Here is a 19030-nt window from a genome sequence, read left to right as displayed (position 1 = left end):
TGCGCTTATGGCGCGTCCTCCCAGACCCGAACGTAAATCAGAGCTCATGCACGACATCCTGCTGTATCTGCAGGACAAGTCGATCGCCGACCTCACCTTCCGCACCCTCGCCGACGGACTGGGCATCAGCAGCTACGTGCTGGTGTACCACTTCGGCTCCCGAGAAGAACTCATCTCCCAGATCGTGCACGCGATCGAAGCCCGGCCCTCCGAAGTGCTGGACACGAAACTCGTCACGGCGGGCCGCGAGGAGTTCGAAGCCTGGCTCCGGACCGCCTGGAAGGTGGGACTGCGCGAGTACGGCATCCAGTTGCAGCGGTTGCACTTCGAGGCCGCCATGCAGGATTCCGTGCTGGACAAGCCCCGTGGCAACGGCGGCAAGCTGTACCACTCGTGGGTGGATGTCATGCATGAATGGCTCCGGAACCAGGGCCTCGGCGAACCGGAGGCCCGCAGGACGGGACGCCTGTTCGTGGCCACGCTGACCGGGCTGCGGTACGACGTGATCGTCACAGGAGAGCGGGAGGCGGCCACGGAGGCCTTCGAACGCCTGCTGAAGTCCTTCTTCCTCACGATCGATTCGGAACTGAAACGCGGCGCGTGAGGGCCCGTCACACCGCCGTTCCCGTCTGTTGCGCCGTGTTACTCTGACGATCGTCACAAGAAAATCGCTGGAGAATCTCACTCGCACAGTGCTCCAGTGCCTGAAAAAGGGGAAACCATGAGCAAGACCATCGTCACGCGCGCCCTCGGCATCGTCGCCGTCCCGCTGCTGGCCGTGAGCCTGAGCGCCTGTGGCGGCCAGAGTGTCGCGGACGCCTGCTCCAAGCTGGAGAGCGACATGAGCGGCATCAGCAACGAACTGCAGTCCAACATGAGCAAGTTCGCCTCGGACCCCAAGGCGGCGTCGGACGGCCTGAGCAAGTTCTCGGACAAGCTGGCGGAGAGCGTCAAGGGCGTTTCCAACCCGGATGTGAAGCCGAAGGCTGAGGCCGCCAGCGCCGCGTACGCCGACTTCACCGCGAAGATCAAGGCCGCCGCCGCGGATCCGTCCACGGCGTCCGCCAAGATGACCGAGCTCTCGGGTTCGGTCACCAAGGTCTCGGACAGCTTCACCGAGCTGGGCAAGGTCTGCAAGAAGTAGCGTTCCCGCCACTTCGCCGTCCGACGGGAAAGGCCCCGGTGTCACCGACTGGTGACACCGGGGCCTTTCCACGTCCGGAGGAGACTACTTCTTCAGATCGAAGCGGTCGTTCTCCATGACCTTGGCCCATGCCGCGGCGAAGTCCTTGACGAACTTCTCCTGGGCGTCGTCCGAGGCGTAGACCTCGGCGAGGGCGCGGAGCTCCGAGTTGGCGCCGAACACCAGGTCCACGCGGCTGCCGGTCCAGCGGCCGTCGGCGGTGGTGTAGCTCTGCTCGTCATCCGCCGGGATCCAGGTCTGGCCGAGGTCCAGCAGGTTCACGAAGAAATCGTTGCTGAGAGCGCCCGGGCGGTCGGTGAAGACGCCGGTGTTGGAGCCGTCCCAGTTGTTGCCCAGGACGCGCAGACCACCGAGAAGCACGGTCATCTCCGGAGCGGAGAGGTTGAGCAGGTTCGCGCGGTCGATCAGCAGGTACTCGGCCGGCAGGTTGATGTAGCCGCTGTTGTAGTTGCGGAAGCCGTCGGCCACCGGCTGCAGCCAGGCGAACTGCTCCGGGCTGGTCTGCTCCTGAGTGGCGTCCACGCGGCCCGGGGTGAAGGGCACGGTGACGGTCTGACCGGCGGCCTGGGCGGCCTGCTCCACGCCGACATTGCCCGCGAGCACCACGACATCGGCGAAGGACACCTTGACGTCGGAGGTCGCGTTGAAGTCGGCCACGATGCCCTCCAGGACGGAGATCACGGGCTTCAGCTTGTCCGGCTGGTTGACCGGCCAGTTGACCTGCGGTTCCAGGCGGATGCGGCCACCGTTGACGCCACCACGCTTGTCGGAGCCGCGGAACGACGCCGCAGCCTTCCAAGCGGTGGAGACGAGTTCCTCGACGGTGAGACCGGAAGCGGCGATCTTCTCCTTGAGGACGGCGATCTCGGCGTCGCCGATGGTCTGTGCCGGAGCGGCGGGCAGCGGATCCTGCCAGATGAGGTCCTCAGCCGGGACCTCCTTGCCGAGGTAACGGACCTTCGGGCCCATGTCACGGTGGGTCAGCTTGAACCAGGCACGGGCGAAGGCGTCCTGGAAGGCCTCGGGGTCGTCCTTGAAGCGCAGCGAGATGGGACCGTAGATGGGGTCCTCGCGCAGTGCCAGGTCGCTCGTGAGCATGCGGGGCTCGCGACGGCCGGCAGAGTGGGCCATGGGGACCATGTCCGCGCCGCCGCCGTTGGTGGGACGCCACTGCTTCGCGCCGGCCGGGGACTCCATGAGCTCCCACTCGTACGCGTAGAGGATGTGGAAGAACTCGTTGTCCCAGCGGGTCGGGTGGTAGGTCCAGGTGACCTCCAGGCCGGAGCCGACGGTGTCATCGCCGAAGCCGGTGCCGTAGCCGTTCTTCCAGCCGAAGCCCTGGTTCTCGAGCGGAGCGGCCTCGGGGTCCGGGCCGATCTGGTCGTCCTTGTGGGCACCATGGGTCTTGCCGAAGGTGTGACCACCGGCGATCAGGGCGACGGTCTCCTCGTCGTCCATGCCCATGCGGCGGAAGGTTTCGCGGATGTCGATGGCGGAGGCCAGCGGGTCCGGGTTGCCGTCCGGGCCTTCCGGGTTCACGTAGATGAGGCCCATCTGCACGGCGGCGAGGGGGGCTTCCAGGTCACGGGCGCCCGAGTAGCGCTCGTTGTCCAGCCAGACCTTCTCCGGGCCCCAGTAGACGTCGTCGTCGGCTTCCCAGACGTCGGGACGGCCACCGGCGAAGCCGAAGGTCTTCATGCCCATGTCTTCGAGGGCGACGTTGCCCGCCAGGATGAAGAGGTCGGCCCAGGAGATCGACTGGCCGTACTTCTTCTTGATCGGCCACAGCAGGCGGCGGCACTTGTCCAGGCCGACGTTGTCCGGCCAGGAGTTCAGGGGTGCGAAGCGCTGCTGGCCCGCGCCGCCGCCACCGCGGCCGTCGTGGGAGCGGTAGGTGCCGGCGGAGTGCCAGGCCATGCGGATCATGAAGGGGCCGTAGTGACCGAAGTCGGCGGGCCACCAGTCTTTGGAGTCCGTCATGAGAGCCCGCAGATCAGCCTTGACCGCGTCCAGATCCAGAGCGTTGAAGGCCTCGGTGTAGTCGAAGCCGGGGTCGAGCGGGTTCGCGACCTCCGGGTTCTTCGCCAGGATCTTCAGGTTGAGCTTGTTGGGCCACCACTCAGTGTTGGCGCTGCCCTTGGTGGGGTGTACACGGCCGCCGTGGGCGACAGGGCATTTAGAGACGGTGCTCTCAGACACGGTGTTCCTTCCGGGGATGGTTGATACGGGTGTGAAGGGAAGTTCGGGGAGCCGGGGCGCGGCTCAGTCGCCGTCCTGGCGTTCGGCGGCGAGGCAGTCCTGGCAGATGCCCTGGTAGAGGACATCGGCGATCTGGATGCTCATGGGCTGCTGGTCATCGTTCCAGTGGGGATGCAGACAAGGTGCATGCCCGACGGCGCAGTCCACGTCCTCGATGCGCCCGCAGCGCGTGCAGATGGCGTGGTGGTGGTTGTCCCCGGTGCGCGTCTCGTACAGTGCGGGGGAGTGTGGGGGCTCGAAACGCCGCAGCATGCCGAGTTCCGTCAGGTCGCCGAGGACCACGTAGACGGACTGCGCGGAGAGTCCCGGGAGCTCGCGGCGGGCCAGGTCGAGGATGTTCTCCGCGGTGGAGTGCGGATGGGTGTCGATGGCTGCGAGCACGGCAAGGCGCTGCTTGGTGACGCGCCGTCCGGCGGTACGCAGCTGCTCGGACCAGGCGGAGGCCCGGTCGGGGAGTGCCGTGAACTGGGACATGACCCCATTCAAGCACTTATTTTGACTAGCTCGCAATTAGTGGCGGCAAATTCCCAGGAATATGTTCGGCGGACCCGGACGGGGCACTCAGGACTCGACGATCCGCTGGTTCGTGTTCGTGTAGCTGATCGAGTCGGCGGTGCTTCCCACGAGGCCCATCGTCACGCGCAGGAGTCCCGGCGCGACGTCGTCCAGCGGGGGCGGCGTGTCGGTGCCGAGCGTGAGCGAGCGGCCGTTCGCCGTCGTCGCGGTGACGGAGCCGAGGTACACGTCGACGTGACCTTCGAGCTTCATGGTGTCCGCCGTGGTGACCAGGCCGGGGCCGTTCGGCGGCCGGACCGTGAGGGAGAACCCGGTGATGGTGATGGAGTCAGCGCTGATCTTCAGCGCGCGAACGCTCCCGCCGTCGACCGTCGGCACCGAGACGATCCCGATCGAGTGCAGGCCGGTGAAGGACAGCCCCCGGGAGCCGAGGGAGGCGGGCGTCCTGGTGAAGATGGGGGCGCCGTCGTCCCGGGTCGCCTTCACAGGCTTCTTGGGGGAGGGCTTCGCGCCGGGTGTCGGGTGCGCGGCATCGGTGGGCGACGACGACGGCGACCCGCTGGGGGTGCTGCTTCCGGGGGCGCCGGCTCCGGAGTCGCCGGGCACCGGGATGACCGGCACGCCACCGGACCCGCCGGCCGGGACGCTGGGGGTGCCGGCGCCCGGAGCCGGCGTCGTGGCCGGGGGCTTCGGGGTTCCGGGGGTGGGGGTCGGCGTCGGGGAGGCGCACGTGAAGAGGATGGGGAGGCAGAAGGCTGCGGGCTGGGACTCGGGGGCCTGGGCGGCGCCGAGGGTGAACGGTGTCACCAGCACGGCGCCGGCCAGCAGGGCTCCCAGTCCGCGGCGGCGGCGCTGTGTCATGAGGCGGGTTCTCCCTGAGGTGCGGGACTCCGTCTCATCCAGGCGGCCACGAGGACTCCTCCGGTCCCGGCCAGCAGCATGCCGATGAGGAAGCCTCCGAGGTTCACGCCCACCAGTGAGTACACGGCCACGGCGAGGGCGATCACGCCGTAGAACACGTGATGGTCCGGCATCGTCATGGCGAGGATGCCCAGCAGGAGCAGGGCGATCGGGATGATGGTCGCCTGAAGACCCTCGATGCCGAGCTGCACGTGCAGATGACCGATGTCCAGCTGTCCGGAGAAGAACATCTCCACGCCGCCGAGCGCCACGAGCAGACCGCCGATGAATGGCCGCTCCTTCCGCCACGTCCGGAAGTCGCTCTCCGCGGGGGCCTCGGACGTCTCCGGCGCCTCCGTCGTTTCGGGGGCGAGGATCGACTCCAGGGGCTCCGTGGGCTCGGCCGGTTCCGCCCGGGACTCCGCGGCGGGCGTGACCGCGTGCCGCAGCGTCCGGTCGGCGTCACCGCGCCGCGCCCGTCGCGAAGCCTGCGGTGTCAGCCCGTTCTCCGCCAGTGCGCCGTCGCCGCTCAGAAGCATCCCTTGGACCCGTCCGTCAGCTCCAGCTTCATCCCGGTGAGGGTGAAGACGGAGGCCTGGGTGCTCCAGGCGGTCTGTTCGAGGTTCTTGATGGTGACGGTGTCGGCGTCCTGAGCGAAGTCGCCGGGGGTGCCCTTCGCCGCGGTGTTGACGGTGGAGGCATCCACGCCGATGCGGATCTTGCCGAAGGACGCGTCGCCCTTCAGTCCGGTCATGCCGATCTGCAGGTCGGAAGCGGAGGCGGGGGATCCGCCGCCACCGGCCTTGATGAGCACGCCGACCTTACCGAGGGGGGTGTCGGTGGTGACGGCCTGGCAGAGGTCGCTGAGCGTGGCGCTCTTGATGTTGGCGATGGCCACGGTGTGGTTCTTGCCTTCGGTGTCCCGGGCGACTCCCGCGTACTGGGAGAAGCCGGTGCCCTCCAGCGACGAGGCGCCGATCTGGAACTGGCTGCCGGAGACGGCGAAGGAGACGGGGACCGCGCCCTGGGCGATGCCGCCCATCAGGGTGGTGGCGGCGAGGGCCGCCGGGACCGCGGCGAGCACGATGCGCCCGGCGTGCGAGGAACTGATCTTACGGAGACGCTCAGACCTGGGGAATTTCATCGGACCTCCTGGAACGGGCGCCGACCCCTTCGGCGGCGCGCATGTGATGAAGATAACTTTTTAGTTGACTGTGAGTCAATAGCGGTCCGCTGGGGCGGGCTGTGCCGGGCGGGGGAGAAACGCCGGGAGTGGATGGCGTCGTATGGCGGTCCGTGGCGTTCACCGTGGCCTGCGTCAGTAGACTCAGAGGGTGTCCGAAGTGCAGCGCATCCGACTGAGCCCCGAGGAACGCCGGGCCCAGCTGATCGCCACCGGCGTCAACTTCCTGTCCGACCATTCCCTCGACGAACTGACCATGGATGAGCTGGCCCGCCGTGCCGGAGTGTCACGTCCTCTGCTGTTCCACTATTTCGAGACGCGCCAGGGGATGCATCTGGCCGTCGTGACGAAAGCCCGGGACAGCCTTCTGGTCGCCACCGCGCCGCGCCTCGAGCTGCCGCCCCGGGAACGGGTCCACGAGACCCTGCTGAGGATCACCCATTTCGTGCAGCAGCACCGCGGCACCTTCTATTCGCTGGTCCGCGGCATCGCCAGTGGCGATCCGGCCGTGCGGACCGTCGTGGACGAATCCCGTGAGCTCAACGCGGAACGCCTCCTGGACGCATTCATCGAGCTGGGATTCGAGGACACCGCTATGCTCCGCGTGGCCCTGCGCGCCTGGGTGTCCTACGCCGAGGAGGCCCTGATCAGCCTGGCGATCGAGCGCGACACCGACGCCGACGCCGTCGTGCGCTTCCTGGAGGCCGGGCTGCGGGGCATGGTCGGTGCGACTCGCGAACTGCAGGCGCCGGACTACGCTTAGCCGGTGCGGAGATTCCTGGCTGACCTGACGCCCCTGCGGGAGAGTCCCGCCTTCAAGCGCCTCTGGATCGGGACCGCCGTCTCCAACGCCGGAAGCCAGCTCACCGTGGTGGCGCTGAGCCTCGAGGTCTACAAGATCACCCAAGAGAGCTCCTATGTGGGTCTGCTGAGTGTCTTCGCCCTGGTGCCGCTCGTGATCGCCGGGCTGTTCGGCGGCTCGGTCGCGGACGTGTATGACCGCCGATCGGTCGCAATCGTCGCTTCAGCGGCCCTCTGGCTGAGCGCGCTGGGGCTGGCCGTCCAGGCCTGGCTCCACCTGGAGAACGTCTGGCTGCTGTTCGCGCTCGCGGCCGTGCAGAGTGCCGCGCTCGGCATCAACGCCCCGGCCCGCTCCGCCATGATCCCCCTGCTGGTGCGCCCCGAACTGCTCGCGTCGGCGAACGCGCTCAACATGATCACCTTCGGTCTCTCCACCATGGTGGGGCCTCTCCTGGGCGGCTTCCTGGTGGCGTCGCTCGGGTTCGAATGGACCTACACCCTCGATGCTGTCAGCTACTTCGTGATCATGTGGGCCCTGTTGCGGCTGCCCGCCATGCCGCCCGAGGGCGCGCCCCGCACGGTCGGGGTGGCGAGCGTGCTGGAAGGCTTCCGCTTCCTCGGCACCCGCCCCAATGTGCGCATGACGTTCATCCTGGACCTCATCGCGATGATCACGTGCCAGCCCCGGGCGCTGCTCCCGGCCATCGGCGCCGTGATGCTCGGTGGCGGGGAGACCACGGTCGGCATCCTCCTCGCGGCGTTCGCACTGGGCGCCTTCCTGGCGGGTCTGTTCAGCGGACCGCTCAACCATGTGCGGAGGCAGGGCCTGGCGGTCGTCTTCTCCATCATGGCCTGGGGCGCGAGTCTCGGCGCCTTCGGTCTCATGGTCGTCCTGGCCGGCGACGGCGGCCGCCAGGGTGTCACGGTCTGGTTGCTGCCCGCCGCGCTCTGCTGCGCCGCGGCCGGGGTGGCGGATTCCATCAGTGCCGTCTTCCGCAGCACGATCCTTCAGGCGGCCACACCGGACGAGTTCCGGGGCCGTCTCCAGGGCGTCTTCATCGTGGTGGTGGCCGGCGGGCCGAGGCTCGGCGACATGCTCGCCGGTGGCGCCACCACCTGGTTCCGTGAAGGCTGGGTCCTGCTGATCGGTGGGATGGTGTGCATCCTGGCCACCTGGGCCGTCTCCCGGGCGCAGCGCGGATTCCTGGCCTACGACGCGCGGAACCCGGTGCCCTGAGTGCACGTTGGACAGGAGAGACCCTGGAGAATGGACTGGAGTCTGGAACAGACCAGCCGCCCACCCGGACCTGTCCGGGGCATTCGCGAGTGAGGAGCCACCCGTGCACAACCATCACAACGGCCTGAAGACCGCAGCGCTCTTCGGAGTGCTCTGGGCGGTGCTGCTGGGGCTCGGTGCGCTGATCGGGTTCTGGACGCGCAGCGCCGCCCCGATCTGGATCATGGCGCTGATCGGCGTGGCCACCACCTTCTACAGCTACTGGAACAGCGACAAGATCGCGATCCGCTCCATGCAGGCCGTGGAGATCCCCGAAGCGCAGGCTCCCGAGCTGTACCGCGTGGTCCGGGAACTGTCCCAGACGGCCGGGCAGCCCATGCCGCGGATCTACATCTCACCCACCATGACCCCGAACGCGTTCGCCACGGGCCGCAATCCGCAGCACGCCGCGGTCTGCGTCACGCACGGCATCGTGCAGCTGCTGAACGACCGTGAGCTGCGGGGCGTGCTCGGCCATGAGCTCATGCACGTCTACAACCGTGACATCTTGACGTCCTCGGTCGCCGCGGCCGTTGCCGGCGTCATCACCTCGGTGGCGCAGTTCATGATGTTCTTCGGCGGCGGCAGCCGTGACGGCGAGCGGAACATGAACCCGCTCGCCGCGATCGCGATGGCGCTGCTGGCGCCGTTCGCCGCGTCGCTGATCCAGATGGCGATCTCACGGACCCGCGAGTACGACGCCGACGAGGACGGCGCGAAGCTCACGGGCGACCCGCTGGCGCTCGCCTCGGCCCTGAGCAAGATCGAGCGCGGCGTCAGCCAGTACCCCCTGCCGGCGGAGCAGACGCTCGTGAACACCTCGCACCTCATGATCGCCAACCCGTTCCGCGGCGCCAATGTGGCCAAGCTGTTCGCCACGCACCCGCCGATGAAGGAGCGCATCGCCCGTCTGGAGCGCATGGCGGGCCGCTGAGCCCTTCCCGTCTCGCGAAAAGCCAGTGGAGCACCACCCCGGGATCCGGGATGGTGCTCCACTGGTTCATCGCCGCGATGCGTTCTATGAGAAGTGCACGGTGCGTTCTAGGCGAACAGCCCCTGGCCCACGTATTCGCCCGGCTTGATCCCCGGTGGCACGGCGAACAGGCCGGAACCGGTGTGCTTGAGGTACTCAACGCTCAGCCGGTCGCTGGAAGCCAAGCGGTTCTGCATGGGGACGAACTGCGTGCGGGGATCCCGGACGAAGGCGATGAAGAACAGGCCCGCGTCCAGTCGGCCGAGGGAGTCGTTGCCGTCCGTGAAGTTGAAACCACGGCGGAGCATCTTCACGCCCTTGTTCGTGGCGGCATGCGCCAGCCGCACATGGGAGTCCATGGCGATCAAGGGGGCGTCGCCGCGCCCCTTGGCCTCGAAGTTCGGCTCGGTGAACTCCTGGCCGCCGGAGAGCGGGGCGCCGGTGGACTTGGTCCGCCCGATCACGGCCTCCTGCTCGCCGAGGGACGTCCGGTCCCAGACCTCGATGTGCATGCGGATCCTGCGCGCCACGAGGTAGCTGCCGCCCGCCATCCACTGTTCGCCGGGCTTGCCGCCGGGGGCCACCCAGACGTGCTCGGACAGCTGGTCCGGTTCCTCCGCCTTGAGGTTGGCGGTGCCGTCCTTGAAGCCGAAGAGGTTGCGGGGCGTCTGCTGGCTGGTGGACGTGGAGGACGTCCGGCCGAAGCCCAGCTGGGACCAGCGCAGCCGGGCCCGGCCGAAGGCGATGCGGGACAGGTTGCGGATCGCGTGGACGGCCACCTGCGGGTCGTCCGCGCACGCCTGGATGACCAGATCCCCGCCCGTGCGCTGAGGTTCCAGTTGATCGCCCGGGAAGTGCGGGAGCTCGATGAGCGCCTCCGGAAGGCGGCCGGAGAGACCGAAGCGCGGCGCGCCGTCGTCGGTCACGAAGAAGGACCGGCCGAAGCCGAAGGTGATGGTCAGGTTCGACGCCGAGAGGCCCATGGCCTCGCCGGTGTCGGAGGGAGGGGCCTCGTAGTCGCCGCCCACGGCGCCGCCTTCGCCGGCCTCGCGCCCGGCGGCCATCGCCTCCGCGGCGGACGTCCAGTCCTTCAGGAGGCCGATGACGTCGTCCCGGCTCGTGGCGGTGACGTCGAAGGCGGCGATGTGCAGGCGGTCCTGGACCGGCGTCACGATCCCGGCCTGATGCTCGCCGTGGAAAGGGACGACGGCGGTCGCCGCCGGCTGCGCATCGGCGCCGGACGGGCGCGTGACGGCGTAGCTCGCGGCGGCTCCGATGGCGCCCGCGCCGACCAGCGAGGCGGTGGTGAGGAGCCCGCGCCTGCTGACCCGCGGACCGGAAGACGACGGAACGCCCGCCGTCTCCTGGGAGGTGGTCTCCGGGGAGGCGGCGGGCGGGACCGGGGTGCTGTCCTGCTCGGGCATGGTCAGAGGACCACCGCGGCGGTCAACTGGCCGAGCGGCTCGCCGAGGGCGTCCACCAGGGCGGCGAGCTGCTTGACCTGATCGGGGGTCAGCTCGATGTAGTACTTGAAGCCGTCGCCGACCTTGTACTTGTCCAGCTCGGTCTGCAGGGCCGCGAACCGCTGGTCCAGGGTCTTGGCCAGTTCGGGCTTCTTCAGGGCCACCACGGGGCGGAGGTTCTGGTAGGCGATGCGCGCGCCGTCGACATTGGCCTGGAAGTCCCAGAGGTCGGTGTGGGACCAGATCTCCTCTTCGCCGGTGACCTTGCCGGTGGCCACCTCGTCCAGGAGCTCCTTGGCGCCGTTGCCGAGCTTGTCCGGGGTCAGGGTCAGCGTGCGGGTCCGCTCGAACAGCGTCTGAGTGTCCGCCACGAGCTTCTGGGACAGCTTCTGGCGTTCGGCCGCGGTCAGCGCGGTGTAGCCCTTCGGCGGGAAGAGGTCCTTCTCGGCCTTGTGCCAGCCGGTCCACTGCTGACCCTTCTCCAGGTCCGCCTCACGGAGGTCGAGGCTGGGGTCGAGGTCACCGAACGACTCGGCCACGGGCTCGATGCGCTCCCAGTGCATGCGCACCGAGGCGTAGAGGCTGCGGGCCTTCGCGGCGTCGCCGGAGGCGTAGGCGGCGGCGAACGCCTTGGTGCCGGTGAGCAGCTGCTCGGTCTGGTCCTTGACGTAGGAGACGTACTGCTTGGTGGCGGTGTCCAGGAGTGCCTTGGTGTCCGAGTCGACGGACGCCGTGGTGCCGGAGGCCTCGACGGTGAAGGCCGCGCGGATGCCCTCGCCCTGCATGCCGGGCTTGCAGGCGGTGAGGTACTTGCCTTCGGGAGCGGTCACCACGAGCTTGCGGGACAGGCCGGGACCGATGTTCTCGACCTCACCCACGATCCGGAGGCCGTCCTCGGCCAAGAGGTAGAACTCGGTGACCTGCTGGCCGTCGTTTTTCACATCGAACGTCAGGTGGCCGCTCTTGGCCGTGACCGCGCTGAGCGTGCACTCCTTGTCCGTGCTGCTCACGGAGATCGGACCGTCCGTGGCGCCGGCGGCCGGCTTGGCGTTGTCCGTGCAGGCGGTCAGCGCCAGGGGAGCGACGACGGCGAGGGCCGCGAGGGAGCTGAAGGCGCGACGAGGGGAAGCGGGCATGACTGTCCTTGGAGAGTTCTTGAGGGAGAGGAATCAGGAGACGGGGGCGGCGGCGCGGGAGGAGACCGGCGCGGTGTCCGCGGGGAGGCTCTGCGTGGCGCGGCGTGCGGCGGCTGCCTTGCGGGCGGCCTGCGAGCGGCGGTAGTTCCGCAGGTAGAAGTAGAGCGTCGGGACCACGTAGGCCCACCAGGCGATCGCTTCCAGCCAGGTGGTGGCCGGGGAGAAGTTGAAGGTGCCCTTGAGGAGCGTGCCGTACCAGGAGTCCGGCGGGATCGCGCCGGAGACATCGAAGGCGAGGTTGTGAAGACCCGGGAGCAGGCCGGCTTCCTGGAGGTCGTGGATGCCGTAGGAGAGCACGCCGCCGGCCACCAGGATCAGGAAGATGCCGGTGACGGTGAAGAACTTGCCGAGGTTGATCTTGAGGACCCCGCGGTGCAGCAGGTAGCCGAGCAGGACCGCGACGGCCAGGCCGAGGACCGCGCCCAGCAGCGGGACGGTGCTTTCTCCGGTCGCCTGTGCGGCGGCCCAGAGGAACAGGGCGGTTTCGAGGCCTTCGCGGCCCACGGAGAGGGCGCCCACCAGGATGATGCCCCAGGCGGCTCCCGTGGCCGCCGCGTCGATCTTGCCGTGCAGTTCGGTGCCCAGCGTCCGGGCGGTGCGCGCCATCCAGAAGACCATCCAGGTGACCATGCCGACGGCGACGATCGAGAGCGATCCGCCGATCGCCTCCTGGGCCTCGAACGTCAGGCCACGCGGGCCGAAGGTGAGGAGCGCGCCGAACGCGATGGAGATGGAGACGGCGGCGCCGATCCCGATCCAGAGTTTCGGCAGGAGGTGGGAGCGTCCGCTCTTGACCAGATAGGCCATGAGGATCACGACGACGAGGGTCGCTTCGAGGCCTTCGCGCAGACCGATCAGGAAGTTCCCGAGCATGCTGGATTCCTTGCTGTGTATGGGGTGCAGCGCGGCCCGGGGAGGGGTGCGCCGAGCAGAACATTACTCTCTCGGCTGAATTATGCAAACTTTATGTTGGCTATTGAAGTCAGGTGAGCTTGGCCTGGGTCCGGCACGGCTCGCGGCCGGTTCCAGGCCGGTCCCGCTTCCGGTCCACGGGGACGTCCGCAGACGACGACGGCGGGCGCCCCTGCATGGGAGGCGCCCGCCGTCGTCGTGGGCTGGCTCGGTTGGGCGCTGATGCGCCGGTCCGGCTTAGCTGCGGAAGTTCACGAACTGGAGGTCGACGTCCTCGAAGTTCTTGAGCAGCGCCATGGTGGCCTGCAGGTCGTCGCGGGACTTGGAGGTCACGCGGAGCTCGTCGCCCTGGATCTGGGACTTGACGGACTTGGGGGCCTCGTCGCGGATGAGCTTGTTGATCTTCTTGGCGATGTCCTGCTCGATACCTTCCTTGATGGAGGCTTCGATGCGGTACTCCTTGCCGGACGGGAAGGGCTCACCGGCATCGAGGGACTTGAGGGAGATGCCGCGCTTGATGAGCTTGGACTCGAAGACGTCCAGGACGGCCTTGACGCGGTCCTCGGAGTTGGCCTTCATGAGGATCTTCTCGCCGCTGAAGTCGATCTCGGCGCCGACGCCCTTGAAGTCGTAGCGCTGGGCGATCTCCTTCTGGGACTGGTTGAGGGCGTTGGCAACCTCTTGCTTGTCTACCTTGCTGACAACGTCGAACGTGGACTCGCCGGCCATGATTCTCCTTAGGCGGTGGGTGGTTTCTTCCTACGAGTTTAAGGCCTGGCGCCACGGAACGCGCGGGGAGTCGGGCTCGTGGCTCACAGTTCACTCTCAGCTGATCTCTGGGCGGAACTCATCCGGGCCGGGGAGAGTTGCCTCAGTAGGAACTCCACAGGGGTTCCCGGAATGAATGAAGGCAGGAGAAGTCATGACGGCGGAACGCACGAAGGGCGCGGTCTCGGCCTCGGCCGGCAAGCAGAGCAGCCGGACGGCCACGGTGATCAAGGGCGCGTCGGCCGCGCTCGCCTCCGCAGCAGTGGTGGCCGCGTCCGTGGCCTTCGCCCCGCAGGCCGCGCCTCAGGCCCGGGTGAACGGCATCCACGCGGATCTGCAGCGCGCGGTGCAGCTCAAGCAGCTCACGCCCGAGCAGGCCGCGCGTTTCGAGGAGCGCATGAGCCGCACGATCCTGGGGTCCGGCGGGGGCTCCGGCGGGGACGAAAGCCAGGCCTGATCCGCCGTCCGAAGGGCCTGACGAGGCCCGATTCGATTCTGCGGAGAATCTTCTGTAAAGTTGTCTTGCTTCCACTCGCCGGAAACGACGGGCGGAAGTGCTTCTTCGTGAAGCTCGGCAGATTACCCGAGCGGCCAAAGGGGGCTGACTGTAAATCAGCTGGCACTGCCTACGGGGGTTCGAATCCCTCATCTGCCACCAGGGAAAGGCCCGGAACCACATGGTTCCGGGCCTTTCGTGTTTCCTGGGGCGGGCTTGCCGTGCGCGCAGACGTCGGCGCGGGGCGGGCCCGTGAATGGGCTCAGTTCTCCAGCGCGTAACCGTCCAGGTGGTGGACCAGGCGGCGGCCCAGGCCGCCGTCGAGCTGGATCCAGAGGGTGGTGCGGTCGTGCGTCATGCCGTCGACGTGGCCGACGATGCGGTCGCCTCGCTGGTCCGCAAGAGCGATCGGCTGGCCCGAGGGGATTTCAGGCCAGAGGTGGTTGATCTCGGTGGCGCCCAGTGCACTCACGGCAGTCTCCTTTGCTGCTTGTTCTCATCTCAATGACCTCATTTTCCAGGAGTTGAATGAATGGCGGGTGAACATCCGCCGTGAATTACCCCCCCAGGTCGCCTTCGTCTTTCGTCCACATGCGGTGCGCATTTCCTTGTGCCGGACCAGACCATCGCCGAGCATGAATGTCATGAACACCCCGACCCTGGACACCGACAGCCTGGTGCTCCGTCTGCGCGCCGCCGGCTGCGTCTTCGCCGAGGAGGAGGCCGCCATCCTGGAGGAGAGTGCGCTGGACGAAGCGCATCTTCTCCGGCTGTGCGAGCGGCGGGAACGGGGCGAACCGCTGGAGCAGCTCGTCGGCTGGGTGGATTTCGGCGGCCTGCGGCTCTCGGTGGGGCCCGGAGTCTTCATTCCCCGGCAACGGACCCTGTTCCTGGCCGGGCTGACGCTCGGCGCTGCGCGGGAGCATTCCCATCCCGTGGTGCTGGAAGCCTTCTCCGGGGCGGCTCCGGTGGCCGCCTGGGTGGTGCACCACCTTCCCGGGGCGACGGTCCATGCGAGTGACGCCGACGCCGTCGCGCTGGCACATGCGGAGCGGAACCTCGGCTCCGGGGCCGTGGTGTCGCGGGGAACGGTGCTGTCGGCGGTGCCGCCGCGGTTCCGCGGCGCAGTCGACGTCCTGGCAGCAGTCCCGCCCTACGTTCCGGAGTCGGAGGCCCTGTTCATGTCCCGCGAGTCCCGAGAACACGAACCCGGCGCGGCCGTCTATGCCGGAGCGGACGGACTCGACTTCGTCCGGGCCCTGATCACCGAGGCGGGACCGTGGCTCAGTCCTTCGGGGCGGATCCTCCTGGAGATGAACCGTGAACAGCTCGCGGCAGCGGCCGCTCACGGTGAAGAGGCCGGGTACGATGCGGAGCGCCTTGTCGCGGAGGACGGCCACACCGGGGTGCTGTGCCTGTCCCGGTCCGGGTCTTCCGCCCTAAGTTACCGACAAGTAACATAAGGGCATGCACCTCATCTTCCGGACCCTCTGGCTGCTGTTCGCCTCGCGTCGCCGTTCACCGTTGAGCATCTGGGACACGTCCAGTCTGCCGATGCGTGCCCTGCCGACCGATGTGGACATCGCAGTCCACATCAACAACGGCATGTACTTCTCCCTCATGGATCTGGGCCGTTTCGACCTCATGGTCCGGGCCGGAGTGTGGGAGCGCATGCGCAGGAAGGGATGGAGCCCCGTGGTCTCCGCTCAGACCATCAGCTACCGCAAGTCGGTCAAGCTGTGGCAGCGGTACACCATCGAATCCCGCATCATCGGCCTGGACGCCAAAGCCATCTACTTCGAACAGCGCATGGTCGCCAACGGCGAGATCTACGCCCGGGCCTACATGGCCACGCGGCTGGTCCACCGGGGACGTCCGGTGAGCAACGAGGAGATCATCGCCGAGGTCGGCCCCGTTCCGGAGGACCTCGTGCTGCCGGAATGGATCCACGAGTGGCGTTCCGAGGTCGCACTGCCGGGGTCGCGCACGCCGGCGCCGCATGAGTGGTGACTGACCCCGCGGCCCGGTGAAGGTGCGGCTCAGCGGCCGACGTCGCGGGCGCGCAGCACGAGCGCGGCCAGCGCCATCAGGATGACCGTTCCGCCCCACATCCCGGCGCAGGCGCCCCAGTCCACGCCCTGGCTGAACGGGTCGGAGCCGAAGAACCAGTGGTACGGCGAGAAGTCCAGGAGCCACTTGGCGGAGTCGCTCTGCTTGCCGACCGCGTTGAAGACGTAGCCGAGCACCGCGACGGCCGCACCGAGGATGAGCCCGTGGACGCGGCGTCCCCGCAGTGCTCCGCCGAGGAGGGCGGCCGCGGTGCTCAGCGCCAGCAGCCCGGCGTAGCCGAGGGCCGCGCCCGTGACCTTGCCCAGGTCCAGGTTCAGCTGGGACGGGCCGTTGAGCACCGCCACCGCGCAGTACATGACCAGCACGAGGAAGAGCAGTCGCGCCAGGATCGCCAGCGCACGCCCCACCACGAGCTGCACCCGGGTCACGCCGTGCGCGAGGGTCAGTTCCAGCAGACCGGATTCCTCGTCACCGCCGACCGCCGACGCGCCCCAGGCGATCGTGGCCATGCTGAGCAGCAGGAAGCCGAGCAGTCCGAACAGCGTCGACTGGGTGTACCCCGGGCCGCTGCCGAGCTGGTCGTAGTTCAGGGTCCTGACCAGCTGGGTGGGCAGTGATTTCAGCAGCTGCTGCATCTGCCCATTGCCCACCATCGAGGGGAACAGCGGCAGGTAGAGCGCCGCCGCGGCCACCAGACCCACGGCCCAGGCGAGCGTCGCCCGCCAGCTGTCCACCACGCCACGCGTGAAGATCGCGAACATCTCAGGACTCCTTCCGTGCGTGCCGCTCATGGCGGCCGCCCCGGCGTGCCGCCTCCTCCGGAGGCGTCGGCTCAGTGTGGGCGCCGTACAGGGTGAGCACCGCCTGCTCCAGGTCGGGCTCTTCCAGCACGACGTCGGTGACCGGCAGGGCGGCGAGTGCTGCGAGCAGGGGGCGGACGCCGTCGTGCACGCTCGCCTCCAGCCGTCCGTCCGGGAGGGTGGTCAGGCCGTCGACGCCGGGGACGCTGCGCAGACGTTCGAGAGCGTCCTCACGCTGCTGGTCGCCGTCTTCGAGGCGGACCCGCAGGGTTCGGACCGCGGTCGCCCGCAATTCCTCGACGCTCGCGTCCGCGACGATCGTCCCGGCGCGAAGGATCGCCACCCGGTCCGCGCTCTGCTGCAGTTCGCTCAGCACGTGGGAGCTGAGTAGGACCGAACGGCCGTCCGCGCGGACCTCGGCGATCATCGAGAGGAACTCCTGCTGGAGCAGGGGATCCAGGCCGCTGGTGGGCTCGTCCAGGATGAGGAGTTCGGGGTCGTGCATGAAGGCCTGGATGAGCCCGAGCTTCTGCTTGTTGCCCTTGGAGAGTTCGCGGACCTGCTTGTCCAGCGGGACGTTGAGCCGTTCGGCCAGTTCCTCGATCCGGCCGTGGCGCACCGGGCCGCTCAGCCGGGCGAAGTGTTGGAGGAGCTTGCGGCCCGTGACCCGGGATTCCAGGATCAGTTCGCCCGGAAGGTAGCCGATCCTGCGGCGCAGCTCGGGGCCGGCGTGCCGCGGGTCCTCGCCGAGGACCCGGAGTGTCCCGCTGCTGGGCCGGATGATGTCCACGAGGCACCGGAGCGTGGTGGTCTTGCCGGCGCCGTTCGGCCCGATCAGGCCGAGGACGGAACCCGGCGGCAGCTCGAAGCTGAGCCCGTGGAGCACCTCGTTCCGCGCGAAGGACTTGTGCAGGGATTCGACGCTGATGCTGGCCGAACGGGCCCTGTCTGTGGCGACGCCGGCTGAACTGGTGCTGGACGACATGTCAGGCCTCCTGAGGTTCGTCGTGGTCCGGGGAGGTGGCCTCCCGGTAGGCCGTGAGGAAGGCGTCCGTGGTGTAGAAGCCGTGGGTGTAGAGCTCCAGGCCCGGTCCGCCGATGCGCTGCATGACGCTCTGCCAATCACCCTCCACTCCCAGTGCCTCTGCCGCGATCGGGCCGAAGGCGAGTGAGCCGACGCTGGTGAGGGCGGTGAGGACGGCGACCCCGCGGATGTCGGTGAAGGGCCGGACGGTCCCGTCCTCGATGCCGCTGCGGATCACCGATTCGCTCAGCTCCACGAGGTGCTGGAACAGCGAGGCGCTCGTGGCGGTGCCCTCCAGCAGAGCCTGGCGGAGGTAATCCATCTCCAGGGTGTAGCCCTCCGGATTGCGGTTGAACTCCGCCATGAGGTGTTTGAGTCCGCCGGGCCGCATCTTGTTGCTCGCCCGTTCGGTGGTCACGCCGAGAACCTGCTCGTCACAGGCTTCGCGCAGCCCGGCGGCCGAGCCGAAATGGTGGATGAGCAGGCCGGGGCTGACCCCGGCCTCCGTCGCGATGGCACGCAGGCTCGTCTTCGCGAAGCCATCGCGGGCGTAGAGCCTGATGGCGGTGTCGCGGATCCGGGCCTTGGTGGTGAGGTCGTCCTGTGGTGCTGAACGCATGTTTAAGATACTAAACACGTGTTCAATGGAGGGGAAGAGGCGGGCTGGAAATGGTCACGCCCTCAGCGGAAAGGGTGCGGGCACGGTGGCCAGGGGCCGCCCGGATGGTTACCGTGGAGACATGGCTACCGTAGACATCACCGGAGAACAGTTCACCGAGACCATTCAGGGCAACGACATCGTGCTGGTGGACTTCTGGGCTGATTGGTGCCGACCCTGCAAGATGTTCGCCCCCAACTACGCCGCCGTTTCGGAGAAGCACCCCGACGTCTTCTTCGCCAAGGTGGACACTGAGACGGAGCAGCAGCTGTCCGCCGAGGCCGGCATCACCTCGATCCCGACGCTCATGGCCTTCCGGGAGCAGGTCCTGGTCTTCTCCCAGCCCGGCGCCATGTCCGCTCCGCAGCTCGAGCAGCTCGTGGAGGCCGTCAAGGGCCTGGACATGACCGAGGTTCACGCTCAGGTCGCCAAGGCGCAGGCCGAAGCCGGCGAGACCGCCGAGGACTGAGCCACCCTCTCCCGTGCCGACGGCCCGGTGAGCGCCCCCGCGGGCGCCGCCGGGCCGTCGTC

The 19030-nt window shown here is 68.2% G+C and carries 22 protein-coding genes and 1 tRNA gene; 10 read left to right on the top strand and 13 right to left on the bottom strand.

Annotated elements, in window-relative coordinates; translation table 11 throughout:
- The first annotated feature begins 46 nt into the window (after window positions 1–46).
- Window positions 47–604 (top strand): TetR/AcrR family transcriptional regulator, encoded by a 558-nt coding sequence (locus P9849_RS13235; protein ID WP_278267198.1) that lies wholly within the window; start codon window positions 47–49, stop codon window positions 602–604.
- A gap of 117 nt (window positions 605–721) precedes the next feature.
- Window positions 722–1144 (top strand): hypothetical protein, encoded by a 423-nt coding sequence (locus P9849_RS13230; protein WP_278267197.1) that lies wholly within the window; start codon window positions 722–724, stop codon window positions 1142–1144.
- A gap of 84 nt (window positions 1145–1228) precedes the next feature.
- Here the strand turns inward: P9849_RS13230 and katG are convergent, their stop codons facing one another.
- From katG to P9849_RS13205, 5 genes are all read right to left on the bottom strand, one after another.
- Complete coding sequence (gene katG / locus P9849_RS13225; RefSeq protein WP_278267196.1) at window positions 1229–3403, bottom strand: catalase/peroxidase HPI; 2175 nt, start codon at window positions 3401–3403, stop codon at window positions 1229–1231.
- 63 nt (window positions 3404–3466) lie between these two features.
- Window positions 3467–3937 carry a Fur family transcriptional regulator gene (locus tag P9849_RS13220; RefSeq protein WP_278267195.1) on the bottom strand — a complete coding sequence of 157 codons (471 nt, stop codon included), beginning with the start codon at window positions 3935–3937 and terminating at the stop codon, window positions 3467–3469.
- A gap of 87 nt (window positions 3938–4024) precedes the next feature.
- Window positions 4025–4840, bottom strand: coding sequence for a hypothetical protein (locus P9849_RS13215; RefSeq protein ID WP_278267194.1), 816 nt, complete (start codon window positions 4838–4840; stop codon window positions 4025–4027).
- Complete coding sequence (locus P9849_RS13210; RefSeq protein WP_278267193.1) at window positions 4837–5418, bottom strand: DUF6114 domain-containing protein; 582 nt, start codon at window positions 5416–5418, stop codon at window positions 4837–4839. Before P9849_RS13210 ends, P9849_RS13215 begins: the two co-directional genes overlap by 4 nt.
- Window positions 5409–6023, bottom strand: coding sequence for a DUF6230 family protein (locus tag P9849_RS13205; RefSeq protein WP_278267192.1), 615 nt, complete (start codon window positions 6021–6023; stop codon window positions 5409–5411). Before P9849_RS13205 ends, P9849_RS13210 begins: the two co-directional genes overlap by 10 nt.
- A 190-nt stretch (window positions 6024–6213) precedes the next feature.
- On the opposite strand from P9849_RS13205, the gene P9849_RS13200 reads away from it, so the two are divergent.
- The 3 genes from P9849_RS13200 (at window position 6214) to htpX (ending at window position 9073) form a co-directional block, all read left to right on the top strand.
- Window positions 6214–6825 (top strand): TetR/AcrR family transcriptional regulator, encoded by a 612-nt coding sequence (locus tag P9849_RS13200; RefSeq protein WP_278267191.1) that lies wholly within the window; start codon window positions 6214–6216, stop codon window positions 6823–6825.
- Window positions 6826–6828: 3 nt separating this feature from the next.
- Complete coding sequence (locus tag P9849_RS13195; RefSeq protein ID WP_278267190.1) at window positions 6829–8100, top strand: MFS transporter; 1272 nt, start codon at window positions 6829–6831, stop codon at window positions 8098–8100.
- A gap of 103 nt (window positions 8101–8203) precedes the next feature.
- Window positions 8204–9073, top strand: a complete 870-nt coding sequence (gene htpX, locus P9849_RS13190) for a zinc metalloprotease HtpX (protein ID WP_278267189.1) — start codon at window positions 8204–8206, stop codon at window positions 9071–9073.
- 107 nt (window positions 9074–9180) lie between these two features.
- Here the strand turns inward: htpX and efeB are convergent, their stop codons facing one another.
- The 4 genes from efeB to P9849_RS13170 all read right to left on the bottom strand — a co-directional run bounded on the left by efeB (window position 9181) and on the right by P9849_RS13170 (window position 13412).
- A complete protein-coding gene (gene efeB / locus P9849_RS13185; protein ID WP_278267188.1) occupies window positions 9181–10536 on the bottom strand; it encodes an iron uptake transporter deferrochelatase/peroxidase subunit in 1356 nt (451 codons plus the stop codon).
- 2 nt (window positions 10537–10538) lie between these two features.
- Window positions 10539–11711 (bottom strand): iron uptake system protein EfeO, encoded by a 1173-nt coding sequence (gene efeO / locus P9849_RS13180; RefSeq protein WP_278267187.1) that lies wholly within the window; start codon window positions 11709–11711, stop codon window positions 10539–10541.
- 33 nt (window positions 11712–11744) lie between these two features.
- Window positions 11745–12644, bottom strand: coding sequence for an iron uptake transporter permease EfeU (gene efeU, locus P9849_RS13175; RefSeq protein WP_278267186.1), 900 nt, complete (start codon window positions 12642–12644; stop codon window positions 11745–11747).
- Between the two features lie 276 nt (window positions 12645–12920).
- On the bottom strand, window positions 12921–13412 hold the full coding sequence (locus P9849_RS13170) for a YajQ family cyclic di-GMP-binding protein (protein ID WP_066211754.1): 492 nt from the start codon (window positions 13410–13412) through the stop codon (window positions 12921–12923).
- 193 nt (window positions 13413–13605) lie between these two features.
- On the opposite strand from P9849_RS13170, the gene P9849_RS13165 reads away from it, so the two are divergent.
- Together P9849_RS13165 and P9849_RS13160 are read left to right on the top strand one after the other, a co-directional pair.
- On the top strand, window positions 13606–13908 hold the full coding sequence (locus P9849_RS13165) for a hypothetical protein (RefSeq protein WP_278267185.1): 303 nt from the start codon (window positions 13606–13608) through the stop codon (window positions 13906–13908).
- Between the two features lie 116 nt (window positions 13909–14024).
- A tRNA-Tyr gene (locus P9849_RS13160) sits at window positions 14025–14109 on the top strand.
- A gap of 100 nt (window positions 14110–14209) precedes the next feature.
- Here P9849_RS13160 and P9849_RS13155 read toward each other — a convergent pair.
- Window positions 14210–14419 (bottom strand): hypothetical protein, encoded by a 210-nt coding sequence (locus tag P9849_RS13155; RefSeq protein ID WP_066211749.1) that lies wholly within the window; start codon window positions 14417–14419, stop codon window positions 14210–14212.
- A 172-nt stretch (window positions 14420–14591) separates the two neighbouring features.
- On the opposite strand from P9849_RS13155, the gene P9849_RS13150 reads away from it, so the two are divergent.
- Both P9849_RS13150 and P9849_RS13145 read left to right on the top strand, forming a co-directional pair.
- Complete coding sequence (locus P9849_RS13150) at window positions 14592–15410, top strand: SAM-dependent methyltransferase (RefSeq protein WP_278267184.1); 819 nt, start codon at window positions 14592–14594, stop codon at window positions 15408–15410.
- 4 nt (window positions 15411–15414) lie between these two features.
- Window positions 15415–15957 carry an acyl-CoA thioesterase gene (locus P9849_RS13145; RefSeq protein ID WP_144627873.1) on the top strand — a complete coding sequence of 181 codons (543 nt, stop codon included), beginning with the start codon at window positions 15415–15417 and terminating at the stop codon, window positions 15955–15957.
- Window positions 15958–15986: 29 nt separating this feature from the next.
- Here P9849_RS13145 and P9849_RS13140 read toward each other — a convergent pair whose 3' ends face one another.
- The 3 genes from P9849_RS13140 to P9849_RS13130 are packed head-to-tail and all read right to left on the bottom strand — an operon-like array spanning window position 15987 to window position 18460.
- Window positions 15987–16778, bottom strand: a complete 792-nt coding sequence (locus P9849_RS13140; protein WP_278267183.1) for an ABC transporter permease subunit — start codon at window positions 16776–16778, stop codon at window positions 15987–15989.
- Window position 16779: 1 nt separating this feature from the next.
- Window positions 16780–17802: an ABC transporter ATP-binding protein gene (locus tag P9849_RS13135; RefSeq protein WP_278267182.1), complete on the bottom strand. Its 1023-nt coding sequence runs from the start codon at window positions 17800–17802 to the stop codon at window positions 16780–16782.
- A 1-nt stretch (window position 17803) separates the two neighbouring features.
- Window positions 17804–18460 carry a TetR family transcriptional regulator gene (locus P9849_RS13130; protein WP_278267181.1) on the bottom strand — a complete coding sequence of 219 codons (657 nt, stop codon included), beginning with the start codon at window positions 18458–18460 and terminating at the stop codon, window positions 17804–17806.
- Window positions 18461–18581: 121 nt separating this feature from the next.
- Here P9849_RS13130 and P9849_RS13125 point away from each other — a divergent pair, with 121 nt between their 5' ends.
- A complete protein-coding gene (locus tag P9849_RS13125) occupies window positions 18582–18968 on the top strand; it encodes a thioredoxin domain-containing protein (protein ID WP_107004346.1) in 387 nt (128 codons plus the stop codon).
- Window positions 18969–19030 lie beyond the last annotated feature (62 nt).

The sequence above is a fragment of the Arthrobacter sp. Y-9 genome (genome assembly GCF_029690065.1).
In the GTDB taxonomy this organism is placed as follows: Bacteria; Actinomycetota; Actinomycetes; order Actinomycetales; family Micrococcaceae; genus Arthrobacter_E.
The sequence above is the reverse complement of the archived record's forward strand: the minus strand, read 5'-3'. Positions and strand labels throughout refer to the sequence as shown.

Bases quoted from the DNA above. Each gene is read 5' to 3' on its own strand.
- P9849_RS13140 (WP_278267183.1), bottom strand. From the start codon at position 16,778: ATGTTCGCGATCTTCACGCGTGGCGTGGTGGACAGCTGGCGGGCGACG.
- P9849_RS13135 (WP_278267182.1), bottom strand. From the start codon at position 17,802: ATGTCGTCCAGCACCAGTTCAGCCGGCGTCGCCACAGACAGGGCCCGT.
- P9849_RS13125 (WP_107004346.1), top strand. From the start codon at position 18,582: ATGGCTACCGTAGACATCACCGGAGAACAGTTCACCGAGACCATTCAG.
- P9849_RS13130 (WP_278267181.1), bottom strand. From the start codon at position 18,460: ATGCGTTCAGCACCACAGGACGACCTCACCACCAAGGCCCGGATCCGC.
- efeU (WP_278267186.1), bottom strand. From the start codon at position 12,644: ATGCTCGGGAACTTCCTGATCGGTCTGCGCGAAGGCCTCGAAGCGACC.
- P9849_RS13220 (WP_278267195.1), bottom strand. From the start codon at position 3,937: ATGTCCCAGTTCACGGCACTCCCCGACCGGGCCTCCGCCTGGTCCGAG.
- efeB (WP_278267188.1), bottom strand. From the start codon at position 10,536: ATGCCCGAGCAGGACAGCACCCCGGTCCCGCCCGCCGCCTCCCCGGAG.
- P9849_RS13235 (WP_278267198.1), top strand. From the start codon at position 47: ATGCACGACATCCTGCTGTATCTGCAGGACAAGTCGATCGCCGACCTC.
- P9849_RS13145 (WP_144627873.1), top strand. From the start codon at position 15,415: ATGCACCTCATCTTCCGGACCCTCTGGCTGCTGTTCGCCTCGCGTCGC.
- P9849_RS13165 (WP_278267185.1), top strand. From the start codon at position 13,606: ATGACGGCGGAACGCACGAAGGGCGCGGTCTCGGCCTCGGCCGGCAAG.
- P9849_RS13215 (WP_278267194.1), bottom strand. From the start codon at position 4,840: ATGACACAGCGCCGCCGCCGCGGACTGGGAGCCCTGCTGGCCGGCGCC.
- P9849_RS13170 (WP_066211754.1), bottom strand. From the start codon at position 13,412: ATGGCCGGCGAGTCCACGTTCGACGTTGTCAGCAAGGTAGACAAGCAA.
- efeO (WP_278267187.1), bottom strand. From the start codon at position 11,711: ATGCCCGCTTCCCCTCGTCGCGCCTTCAGCTCCCTCGCGGCCCTCGCC.
- P9849_RS13205 (WP_278267192.1), bottom strand. From the start codon at position 6,023: ATGAAATTCCCCAGGTCTGAGCGTCTCCGTAAGATCAGTTCCTCGCAC.
- P9849_RS13210 (WP_278267193.1), bottom strand. From the start codon at position 5,418: ATGCTTCTGAGCGGCGACGGCGCACTGGCGGAGAACGGGCTGACACCG.
- P9849_RS13230 (WP_278267197.1), top strand. From the start codon at position 722: ATGAGCAAGACCATCGTCACGCGCGCCCTCGGCATCGTCGCCGTCCCG.
- P9849_RS13150 (WP_278267184.1), top strand. From the start codon at position 14,592: ATGAACACCCCGACCCTGGACACCGACAGCCTGGTGCTCCGTCTGCGC.